This window comes from Bacillus cereus, assembly GCF_007678085.1.
GTDB lineage: Bacteria > Bacillota > Bacilli > Bacillales > Bacillaceae_G > Bacillus_A > Bacillus_A cereus_BE.
The window spans coordinates 638,713-650,740 of the sequence record NZ_VEDW01000001.1; the positions used below are offsets into that span (position 1 = coordinate 638,713).

A 12,028-nucleotide genomic window follows, 5' to 3' on the forward strand; every position below is an offset into this window, starting at 1 on the left:
TTTGTCGGTAAGTCGATATCCACCGTATAATCGCTGATATATTTTGAAAATCGCCGATATAATTTCATGTACGGAGTTTGGCTTCCAAAAGATAAGATCCTCATGTTACGTTATTCCATTTAATCAAACAAAATACAGAGAAAAACAATCGTTTTTACTATATTTTGTTATAAATTCGAATAATATTAAATAATACTATCCATTATAGGAGATTTTAGTTGAATACCTACAATATGATGTGTAAAATCTAAGCAAGTAGCAGTATAAATAAATATTCGAGGTGAATACATGCTAGATTTTAAGCAGTTAGATGCTTGTTTGAAAGACAAGAGATTTATAGATGGATTAAAGGAAATAAATAATGAAATTTCATATATAAAAGAAAAGAATACTTTATCTTATTTGAAGAATTGGCTTGCTAGTGTTCCTTCGCATAAGGAGTTTGACATATTAATACGTCTTACTGATGAAGGGCTTATGCACCAATACAGTTCATTCCTCATTCGCTACGCCTATAAAAAATTCCCAAATATGAGAACGCTCTCTTTATATTGTGATGAGTTAATTGATGAGCGGAAAATACTTGAAGTAGAACAGTTGTTAAAAGACTCATTAGAAGAGGTAAATAAAGAAGAAATAGAGGTTGATCTTTTAGCGAAAACATATTTTACATTAGTACGATGTTTGTTGGAAATGAAACGAAATGAAGAAGCACTAATCTATATGCAAAAGGCAGAGGAGTACAGTTCACGTGCCGTATTTGATAAATGGGGCTACGTCTATATGCATACAGGTGAATGGGAGAAAGCAGAAGAACAATTTATAGCCGGCATGCAGCATAAAGATTGTGAAGAGTTATCTACTTATTTATTATCGCAGTTATATGCGAATCAAGGAGAACAAAAACGTGCCTTACAGCTAATCGATGATGCGATTGTAAAGTTCCCACAAGTACCATATTTTCATTTTGAAAAGGTAAAATATTTATTAGATTTAAGGAAGTATGAAGAAATGTTAGCGGTAATAGATAACATAAATAATCAGCTTCCTTATCATGCGTATAAAGCTTATTTTGTACATTTACGTGCAGAAGCGCTTTACAAAATGAATAAACTTGTAGATTTACAGCAGTTATTAAAGGAAGAAAAAAGTTTAAAAGAGTCTTTATATCATAATTTAGAAAAAAATCCAGATGGAAAAAAGGTGCACTTACCGATAGTTCCTATTGTACAAAAGGATAATTATTGTGTTCCGACCAGTTTAGAAATGATGTTACAGTTATGGGGAGAAAAACGTACACAAGATGAAATAGCAGAGTTTATTTTTGACATGACAGGCTCAAAGTTTTCAGATACTGTTTCTTATTTAGAAGAATTAGGTTATGAATATCGTTATTTTAAAGGTAATGAGGAAAATTATAAGAGGCTGCTGGATGAAGGGATTCCTGTTTTATTAAGTATAGATATTGAGCATGCTTCACATGTACAAGTATTATCTGGATATGATGATACGTTACAAGCTTTTTATGTTCAAGATCCGAACTTTATAGAACCGGTTATTGTGGAATATAGTAAGTTACAAGAAAAATACCGTTATACAGGTTGTTTAGCGATTACGTTTGTTCCGAAAGAAAAGAAGGAGCAACTAGCATTTTTAAATGAAGAAGAAAATCATTATTTTAAATCTATTTTTTCTCTTACGGATCATTTAGATGAACATGATAAAGAGGGGATTCATAACTTAGTACAATTTTTAAAAGAGACGAGTGATAATCCAAATACGTGGTTATATACGGTTAAGCATTTAGATGTTGAAGTCGATAATGAGTTTATTATATGTTGTATTGAAAAGTTAATGGAGAAGTTTCCGAACTCAGATTTTGTTAAATTGCATGGTGCGCAGTGCTTTATTCGCCTTCAAGAATTAGAAAAAGCAGGGCAAATGCTCGCGAGTGTTGAGAAGAAAAATAATCGTGCTTTATATCATTTAATAAACGGAAGATATGCTTTTGAACAGGAAAGTTATATAGAAGCGATTTCAAGTTTTCGTTCATCATTACAATTAGACGCAGATCAGCCGATTGCTTGGAGTTTTCTCGCTTTATCATATATGTATATCGATCAATCTGAAAAGGCGTTGCAGTTTTCTCAAGTTGCTTTAGAACGTAGTCCAGAAAGATTCACTTTAACGAATCATGGGTTAATATTAATAGATTTAGAAAGATATGAAGAAGCGTATGAAATTTTTAATGACCTGTTAAGAGAGTATAAAAATGAGGCACATGTATGGTATGAGAGAGCGAGATGTGCGCATCATTTAGGGAAATTACATTTAGCTATAAAAGGGCTTAAAATAGCGATTCATTTAGATAGCAATGCACCTTACATTTATACGAAACTTTCGGAAATATACGAGTCTGATTTGAAGGATGAGGAAAGCACGAAAGAAATTTTATTAAAAGGTATTGAGAATTGTGACGATAAGGCACCTCTATACGTAAAACTCGGTGACTATCATTTTCAAAATGATAGTCTGGAAGAAGCAGAAGCATTGTATACTCGTGCTTTGGAAGAAAATCATGATGATGTTTATTCTCACTTTGGACTTACGCAAGTTTATATGGCAAGAGAACAATACAAGGAAGCAAAACAATATATACTCGGTATTGAAAAGCAAATTGAAAAGAGCCAAGATTTTCTTATGAATGCGGGAATGGTGTTATGGGATGCTGAGGTTGAACTTGGTGGAAGTGAAGAAGGGTTTAAAGTAGCATTGTCTAAGTTAGAGAATGGTATAAAGCAGAGCGAATATAATGTAGCAAGTGCATTAGATGAATATGTGAACCGAATTAAAGGAACGGTATTTGTACAGAGAGGAATAGCATTCTTAAGAACGCTATACAAAGAAAGAAATGAAGTAAGTGAATACGGTTGTTATACAGGCATTCTATATGAATCTATTGGGCAGTACGGCCAAGCGATGAAAAGGTATAATAAGGCGATAGAACTAAAGGAAACGGCATTACCGTATTACCGAATTGGTGAAACACTTATGGCATTAGGACAATTGACGGAAGCAAAACAGGCGTATGAAACATCTTTAGAGCTTGATGGGAATTTCGCAGGTGTACATTTACAGCTTGCGGAAATATACGAAAAAGAAGAAAACCGTTCTAAAGAACAAAGTCATATGGTTCAGGCTATGAAAGAAGAGCCGTTGCATATTAATATGGAATATTTGGCACAGCTTTCAGTAGAAATGAATCTTCAGGAAGAGTTACTGACAGAACTAGAACAATTAGCGGGCGAAGTACCTGAAATATGGCGATTAGATGCGATTGCATATGTGTATGGAGCGATGGATGAAATAGATAAAGAACAGGCATGGATTGAAGAAGCACTACAATTAGATGGTGAGCATATAGAGGTTCTATACCATTATGCAAAAGTGTTAGTGAAAAAAAGAAATGCAAAAGCAATTGAAATTGCAATGAAAGTGATACAAAAAGATGCAAATAATGAACGTATATTTGATGTATATGTAAAAGCGATAGAACAACATAAGAAATGGTCTAACATACGAGATTTTCTTCATACATTAAAGGTGAAAAAGGCAGAAAGAAGTATGGCATTTATGTATGCTGCATCTGCGGTTACAGAAAGATGGATTGAACGTCAACAAAGTGAACAGCCGAAGAAATCCATAATTACGAGAGCTTTTTATCGTATGAAAAACCGTGCGAAAGAAATTTCGATTATCACTACAATCATTGATTTATATGAAATTTCGTTAAAGTTAAATCAAAAAAATAGTATGGCAGCACAACGATTTGCACTATTTTACGAGAATGTGACGATGAACAACGAGGCGATAGATGTATTACAAACATCGTTAGAAAATAAATGGGATTACGATGTAGCGAAGCAGCTTGTAAATCTTTTCATAGAGTGTGAGGAAGAAGATATGTTACGGGATGCTTCAGAATTAACGAAGCAAATGGTTCGAGAATTACCAGATGATTATGATACGCTTCTTTTACAAGCACAAGTATTGTTTAAAGCAGGGGAAGAAAGAAAAGCAGAAAAGATTACCTTACAATTAACGGAGCAAACACCGTTTGTAAATAGAGCGTTTCTTGCTTTAGGAGAAATATATCAAAGTCAAGAACGGTTTGAAGAGGCGATTCATGTATTAGAAAATGCTTCTATACATCATCCAAATGAAACAGCGATTCTTCTTTCTTTAGCATCTTCATATCATGGTGCCGGCCAAACGCTAAAGGCAGAGAAAATAGCAAATGAAGCATTAAAAATTGATACGAATGATTTGTTAGCGAGATACGATCGTGCTTGTTATTTAGCACAGTTAAACAGAAATGAAGAGGCGAAGGAAGAGCTTGAAATTGTACTTCGTGAGGATGAGTCGGGATTTTTTGCTGAACTTATCGAGGATAATGAAAATCTATCAGCATTGCGAGAATTTGAAAAGTAATTTAAGCATAGGGAAAAAGGGTATAAATAAAATATATTTCGAATTAGTTGACAATTTATTGCCAAATGGCATAAAATAGCTTTTAACAAAGTATACAAATCTGAAGACGAGAAAGAGTAAAATAGTGTACTGTTCCCCAGAGAGCCGGTATGTAGCTGAAAGCCGGTGTGCAGACGTTATTTGAAAATCATCTCCGAGGAGCCGAGGCTGAAAGTGAGTAAGCCCGGACGGATGTCTACCGTTACAAAGAACACGTATGATAGTACGTTGCTAAGTGCTATTAGCGAAGAGCTAATAGAATTAGGGTGGTAACGCGGTTAAACCCGTCCCTACTTCATAGGGACGGGTTTTTTGTGTGCTTTAAAACATAAAAAGGAGAGATTGTAGATGAAGAAAGTAGATGTAAAAGAGTCAGCTGTAGGGAGAGAAACACGTATTCGTAAGCAGTGGAACGAGAAAAGTATTTTCGAGCAATCAATTCAGAATCGAGAAGGCGCACAATCTTTTGTTTTTTATGAAGGACCACCAACGGCGAATGGATTACCACATGTAGGTCATGCACTTGGACGGACAATTAAAGATGTAGTTGCAAGATATAAAACGATGGCTGGTTATAAAGTGTTAAGAAAAGCGGGATGGGATACACACGGTTTACCTGTAGAATTAGGTGTGGAGAAGCAACTCGGTATTTCTGGTAAACATGAAATTGAAGAGTATGGAATTGAACCGTTTATTAAGAAGTGTAAAGAGAGTGTATTCACATATGAGAAGCAGTGGCGTGAATTTACTGAAAGCATCGGTTATTGGGTAGATATGGATAATCCATACGTTACGTTAGAGAATCCATATATCGAAAGTGTATGGCATATTTTAGGGACGATTCATGAAAAAGGCTTATTATATAAGGGACATAGAGTTTCACCATATTGTCCAAGTTGCCAAACTTCACTAAGTTCACATGAAGTTGCACAAGGGTATAAAACAGTAAAAGACTTAAGTGCAACAGTTAAGTTTAAAGTGAAAGATAGTGAAAATGAATATTTCCTAGGCTGGACAACGACACCTTGGACACTTCCAGCAAATGTTGCGCTCGCTGTACATCCAAATATGGAATACGTGAAAGTGAAACAAGAAGGGCATGTATACATTGTTGCGAAAGAACGTGTACAAGATGTATTAAAAGAAGACTATGAAGTACTATCTGTCCATAAAGGCGAAGAATTAGTAAACACACTTTATATGCCGCCATTTCCAATGAAAGAAGTTACAAATGGCTACCGAGTTATCGCGGCAGATTTTGTCACGGTAGATAGTGGTACAGGACTTGTTCATATCGCTCCAGCATATGGGGAGGACGATTATAGAGTCGTTCAAAGTGAAGGATTGTCATTCTTGCATGTTGTAGATGAAAAAGGTGAGTATACAGAAGCAGTACCATTTTTGAAAGGGAAATTTGTAAAAGATTGTGACGTGGATATCGTTCGGTATTTAGCGAAGGAAGGCTTACTATATCATAAAGAAAAGTATGAACATAGCTACCCGCATTGCTGGCGCTGTGATTCACCACTTCTTTATTATGCAGGAGAGAGTTGGTTAATCCGAACAACTGCAATTAAAGATACATTTTTACAAAATAACGATTCTGTTACTTGGTATCCAGACCATATGAAACATGGACGCTTCGGTAAGTTTTTAGAAAATATGGTGGACTGGAATATTAGTCGAAATAGATATTGGGGAACACCATTAAACGTATGGGAATGTGAAAGCTGCGATCATCAATTCGCACCGAAAAGCATTGCTGATTTAAGAAAGTATAGTACGAAAGAAACACCTGAAGATTTAGAATTGCATAAGCCGTATGTAGATGAAGTGCAAGTTAGCTGCGAAAAATGCGGTGGCACAATGAATCGTACTCCTGAAGTAATTGATGTTTGGTTTGATAGTGGTTCCATGCCATTTGCGCAATATCATTATCCGTTTCAAAATAAAGAGTTATTTGAAGAACAGTTTCCAGCGGATGTTATTGCAGAAGGCATTGATCAAACACGCGGATGGTTTTATAGTTTATTAGCAGTATCAGCACTATACACAGGAAAAGTGCCTTATAAACGAGTGTTATCACTAGGGCATGTTCTAGACGAAGAAGGACAGAAAATGTCTAAAAGTAAAGGGAATGCACTAGATCCAGTTGATTTAGTAAATCAGTTTGGTGCAGATGCTTTAAGATGGGCGCTACTCGTTGATAGTGCTCCGTGGAATGCGAAGCGTTTTTCTGAAAGAACAGTACTGGAAGCAAAATCTAAATTTGTAGATACGTTAGTCAATGTGTATAGCTTCTACGTTTTATATGCAAATTTAGATGAGTATAATCCGAAAGAAACGTATGATGTAAAGCGGACGAAATTGGATGAATGGGTATTATCAAGATTGCATAGCACAACGAAAAAAGTGAGAACTGCACTTGATGATTATCAATTTACGAATGCAGCTCGTGAAATCGCGGCACTTGTAGATGAAGTAAGTAACTGGTACGTAAGACGATCACGTAATCGTTTCTGGGAATCTGGTATGAATGCTGAAAAAGCAGCTGCGTATGAGACACTTCATGAAGTACTTGTGACAATTAGTAAATTAATTGCACCGTTTACACCGTTTGTCGCTGAAGATATTCATGTGAATTTAACTGGAAGTAGCGTTCATTTAGAGGATTATCCAGTCGTAAATGAATCGCTACTTCAGCCTAAATTAGAAGCGGAAATGGATGCTGTTTTACAAGTTGTTGAACTTGGAAGAAGTAACCGTAATCAGCATTCTTTAAAAGTAAAACAGCCGTTAGCAGAACTTGTATTACTAGCACATAATGAAAATGATATGGATTGGGAATCTTATCGTGATATCGTCATGGATGAGCTAAATGTGAAGGACTTCCATGTTGAACTCGATGAAACGAAATACACGTCCTATCAATTAAAGCTGAATTTTAAAACAGCTGGGCCAAAGTTTGGTAAAAATGTGAATGCATTAAATGGCTGGCTAAAACAATTATCAAAAGAAGAAGTACAACACTTTGTATCTACAGAAAGAGCAGTTTACGAAGCTACATCAGGAGAAGAAGTAGTTGTAACAGCTGAAGATGTACTAGTAGAGAAAGTTGCGAAATCAGGATTTTCTAATACGACTAACGGACAATATACAGTTATGTTAGATACGAATGTAACGGAAGAATTGTTACAAGAAGGAGTAGCGCGTGAATTTATTCGAGCGGTTCAAGAATATCGTAAGCAATTGAATTTACCAGTCAATTTACGAGTAGATGTTATTCTTGATACAGAGGAAGAACTAAAGCGAACGTTAACGAATCATAAAGAGCTGTTGGAAGAAAACTTACTCGTTAAGCAATTTACGTTTGGAAACTTAACGAATGAAGACGATGAACTTTCTTTAGGTGAGACAAAAATCCGCATTAAATTAAGCGCAGCTCATTAAACAAAAAGGAAGTTGGAATCATTCCAACTTCCTTTTTGTATGATAGAAATTTATCCGGCTAATTTCCTCGTAATCTAATCGATAGGACCTCAAGCGAATGTCTTTCTTCATAGCAAACTAAATAAAATACTGTAGAAATATATTTCTACAGTATTTTTCTCATTTTATACATAAATATTGAGAAAATTTCACTCACCTTAAATGGAAAGGTAATAGAATTGTTCATAGAGAATTACTCGTAGATTCAATTTTTATCCCCCCATTTTGTGGGGAATGATTGCCTAGTGGTAATGGGATAAGGTTGAGCTACTTTATTAGGGGGAGTGGTTCTATGTTTAATAAAAAAATGGTGGCAATGGCAATGACTGTGCCGTTAGTAATGGGGACGATTTCTACGGTTTCGGCATTGGAAAAACAGCAGCAAGTAAAGCTAGAAGCTTATTCGCCACAGAAAAAAGCAACTGAATATTTAAAAGAAAATGCTGCGCAGTATGGATTAAAAACAGATCTCTCAGACTTGCAATATATTTCTACAACAGAAACGTCAGTAGCTTCATATGTTAGGTTCCAACAAGTTGTTAATGGTGTGCCTGTATTTTCAAAACAAATTACAGTTACTCTTAACGGAGAGGGAAAAGGCGTTCTTGCTGTTTCTGATTATCAATCCGTTAAAGGTGTGAAAGAAGTAACGACAAAAATTAGTGAAAAAGATGCAATACAAAAATCAATGGCGTATGTAGGAGAAGCAAGTGAGCAAAACTTATGGGCTCCTACAGAGAAAGAATTTGGATATATTGTGGAAGAGGGAATTGCTCGTCCAGTATATAAAGTGGTAGTCCATTCTAATAATCCATTTGGTGCATGGGAAACATTTATTGATGCCGAAAATGGAAAGCTAATTAAAAAGGTTGATATAAATCGAAAAGCTGAAGGGACAGGAAAAGTATTTTTACCTAACCCAGTCGTATCTAGCGGTAGTAAAGTAGGCTTAAAAGATAATAACGATGCAGATTCAACAGCGTTAACGAATCAATTGAAAACTGTTACGTTAAAAGGTTTAGATGGAACAGGATTTTTAATTGGAGAGTATGTAACGATTTCTTCAAAAGCAAAAACGAAATCTGCAAATTTACAATTTAACTATACACGCGCAAATGATAGCTTTGAAGATGTTATGTCGTATTATCATATCGATACATTACAGCGTTACATTCAAGGGTTAGGTTTTAAAAATATTAATAATCGCTCTATTAAAGTGAATGTGAATGGAACGACAGCGGACAACTCATTTTATTCTCCGACAACGAAAGCTTTAACTTTTGGTACTGGCGGAGTAGATGATGCAGAAGATGCTGGTATTATCGCACATGAATACGGGCATTCGATTCAAGATAACCAAGTGCCTGGTTTTGGTAGTTCAGCAGAAGGTGGAGCGATGGGAGAAGGATTTGGTGACTTCTTAGGTGCTACGTATGAAGATGCTGTATCGACTACAGGGTACGGAAAAGCATGTGTTGGAGAGTGGGATGCGGCGGCTTATTCTAGTTCAGATCCAACGTGCTTACGCCGATTAGATACGAATAAAGTGTATCCGAAAGATATTACAAATGAGGTACATGATGATGGGGAAATTTGGGCACAAGGACAATATGAGATGGCACAAGCTTTTGGCCGTGATGTTGCAACAAAAATTATTTTACAATCGCACTGGTCATTAACACCAAACTCTAAATTCAGTGATGGAGCAAAAGCAATTAAGCAAGCGGATGCTCTTTTATATGGCGGACAACATGCGGCTGATATCGATCGTATTTGGGCAGCGAGAGGAATTAGTACGAATTAATATAAAAAGTCGTGGCATTTATAAGCCACGACTTTTTAATTTGCTTAAGAACTGGTACTAGTAAAGCTAGCTAAATGAATGATAATGTGAATTTATCAGCATTCTAGTTATTTTTTTCGTCTTTAAAAACAAAATGCTCTTTAAATTTTCTAGACTCAACTTTTTGACCGTTTCTCATGGAGCGGAAAGGGTGTTCTTGCCAAGTAATGATTACATCAACTTCATCTGCTTTTGTAGCAACTGGAAAATTAGCATGTTTAAATCCAGTTTTTCCACTTGCTAAGCGACTTTCCTTTCGTGAGAAAAGTTCATATTTCGTTTTCGTTTTTGGCTCGTTGCGGAATACTTCGACTTGTACGTTATATACTTCACTGTTTCCGACATTTTTTATTGAAAATTGATATGTTTGAAATTCATCTTTTTTAGTTTGAAGCATCTTTTTGCTTATTTTTTTTGGTTCATCAAGATTCACTTGCCATTGATCAGAGTTTTGGGAGATCGGTAAAGATTTTGGTGAATAGGCGTACGTTTCATTTACTACGATTAGGCATAACAAAAGGAGGAAGAAACTTATTGTTTTTTTCATTTACACACCTCGCTTTAAATTTGTTAGTTAATATGCGTAAAAAACACAATTTTTATGTAATAAAATGGAAAAAAGGTGATAATTTGATTCAAATGAATTTGAAAAAACTTGAAGAGGTAGTAGATGGAGAAGGATTAAGAGAATCGTTTCACAATATAGAGATACAGGGTATCTGCATTGACTCCAAGAAAATTAAGAAAGGGAATTTGTTTGTCCCAATTATTAGAGTGAAAGATGGACATGATTATGTGAAAGAAGCAATGGATAATGGAGCTGTCGCTTCCTTATGGAAAAAGTCTTACGGTACTCCGCCAAAAGGGGTAGCAATTATATTTGTAGATGACACTTTGCTTGCTTTGCAACAATTGGCACAATTTTATCGAAAAGAGCTAAATGTAAAAGTAATCGGAATCACTGGTAGTAATGGCAAGACAACGGTAAAAGATATAATAAACACAATTTTAAATACAACTTATCGTGTGCATAAAACAAAGGGCAATTTTAATAGTCAAATCGGTTTGCCGTTAACGATTTTAGAAATGAAACGAGATACAGAGTTTTTAATACTTGAAATGGGGATGAGTGAAAAAGGACAAATTCGAAACTTATCAAAAATAGCACAGCCAGATGTAGCAATCATTACAATGATCGGCCAATCTCACTTAGAAACGCTTGGATCAAAAGAAGAAATTGCGAAGGCTAAATTAGAAATTATTGATGGATTAAAAGATGAAGGATTATGTTTGTATAATGGTGATGAACCATTGCTTTTGAAAAATAAGAATCTATTGAGTGTAAATTGTAAGGCATTTGGTGAAACGTATACAAATGATTTGTTTCCAACAAACGTGCAATTAGATGAATATGGTGTTCATTTTAAAATAAATGATTCAAATATACAGTACGATGTCCCCTTACATGGAAAGCATAATATATTAAATACGATCGTCGGAATCGCTGTAGGTCAATATTATAATGTCACTGCAGAAAAAATACAGGAAGCATTGCGTCAAGTAAATATTACTCATATGCGCTTTCAATTTTTAACTGCTAAAACAGGTTTTACGATTATTAACGATGCATGGAATGCAAGTCCCTCTTCAATGAAGGCTGCAATTGAAACGTTACAGAAATTAAAAGTCTATAACAAAAAAATGATAGTAATTGGGGATATGTTGGAGTTAGGGAAGGAAGCTGAAACATATCATAGAGAAATTGGCAAAATGTTAAATCAAGAGAGCATTCAATATGTATTTACCTATGGAGAGTTAGCTGAAATTGTAGCGGAAGAAGCAAGAAAGAACTTTGAAACAGGAAAAGTACAGTCATTTAATAATAAAGTAAAAATAGCAGAGGAAGTATTAAAAGTAATAACGAAAAAGGATGTCGTACTATTGAAAGGCTCACGCGGAATGGCTTTAGAGGAAATCGTACAAAATTGGATATGAAAAATGAAAATATATTTAAAAAGGCTTGCATTTAATAAAATGAAGAGATAGAATACTCTGTAAATATAAAAAGTGATGATTAGGAAAAGTACATGATGCAAAGGTCTACAGAGAGCAATCGGTTGCTGAGAAGATTGCGATACCGCATGATGGAAAGACACCTGTGAGTGT

Annotated in this window: 5 protein-coding genes and 2 other annotated features (1 of these 7 cut by a window edge); of the genes, 4 read left to right on the forward strand and 1 reads right to left on the reverse strand. The window is 35.2% G+C overall.

The window, feature by feature from the left end; genetic code table 11:
• The first annotated feature begins 288 nt into the window (after positions 1 to 288).
• The 3 genes from FS742_RS03250 to FS742_RS03260 all read left to right on the forward strand — a co-directional run bounded on the left by FS742_RS03250 (position 289) and on the right by FS742_RS03260 (position 9,823).
• Positions 289 to 4,491: a bacteriocin-processing peptidase family protein gene (locus FS742_RS03250; RefSeq protein WP_144611180.1), complete on the forward strand. Its 4,203-nt coding sequence runs from the start codon at positions 289 to 291 to the stop codon at positions 4,489 to 4,491.
• A 94-nt stretch (positions 4,492 to 4,585) separates the two neighbouring features.
• Positions 4,586 to 4,825 (forward strand) — a binding site (T-box leader).
• A gap of 53 nt (positions 4,826 to 4,878) precedes the next feature.
• Complete coding sequence (ileS, locus tag FS742_RS03255; protein WP_144611181.1) at positions 4,879 to 7,980, forward strand: isoleucine--tRNA ligase; 3,102 nt, start codon at positions 4,879 to 4,881, stop codon at positions 7,978 to 7,980.
• Between the two features lie 331 nt (positions 7,981 to 8,311).
• The gene (locus FS742_RS03260; RefSeq protein ID WP_144611182.1) at positions 8,312 to 9,823 is read left to right on the forward strand and encodes a M36 family metallopeptidase; all 1,512 of its coding nucleotides are present in this window, start codon (positions 8,312 to 8,314) and stop codon (positions 9,821 to 9,823) included.
• Positions 9,824 to 9,926: 103 nt separating this feature from the next.
• Here FS742_RS03260 and FS742_RS03265 read toward each other — a convergent pair whose 3' ends face one another.
• Positions 9,927 to 10,409: a hypothetical protein gene (locus FS742_RS03265; RefSeq protein WP_144611183.1), complete on the reverse strand. Its 483-nt coding sequence runs from the start codon at positions 10,407 to 10,409 to the stop codon at positions 9,927 to 9,929.
• Positions 10,410 to 10,501: 92 nt separating this feature from the next.
• On the opposite strand from FS742_RS03265, the gene FS742_RS03270 reads away from it, so the two are divergent.
• Complete coding sequence (locus FS742_RS03270) at positions 10,502 to 11,857, forward strand: UDP-N-acetylmuramoyl-tripeptide--D-alanyl-D-alanine ligase (RefSeq protein ID WP_260869609.1); 1,356 nt, start codon at positions 10,502 to 10,504, stop codon at positions 11,855 to 11,857.
• A 66-nt stretch (positions 11,858 to 11,923) separates the two neighbouring features.
• Positions 11,924 to 12,028 (forward strand) — a binding site (T-box leader) (it continues 107 nt past the right edge of the window).

Coding starts and splice junctions, on each gene's coding strand:
- FS742_RS03270 (WP_260869609.1), top strand. CDS start 10,502: ATGAATTTGAAAAAACTTGAAGAGGTAGTAGATGGAGAAGGATTAAGA.
- FS742_RS03260 (WP_144611182.1), top strand. CDS start 8,312: ATGTTTAATAAAAAAATGGTGGCAATGGCAATGACTGTGCCGTTAGTA.
- ileS (WP_144611181.1), top strand. CDS start 4,879: ATGAAGAAAGTAGATGTAAAAGAGTCAGCTGTAGGGAGAGAAACACGT.
- FS742_RS03265 (WP_144611183.1), bottom strand. CDS start 10,409: ATGAAAAAAACAATAAGTTTCTTCCTCCTTTTGTTATGCCTAATCGTA.
- FS742_RS03250 (WP_144611180.1), top strand. CDS start 289: ATGCTAGATTTTAAGCAGTTAGATGCTTGTTTGAAAGACAAGAGATTT.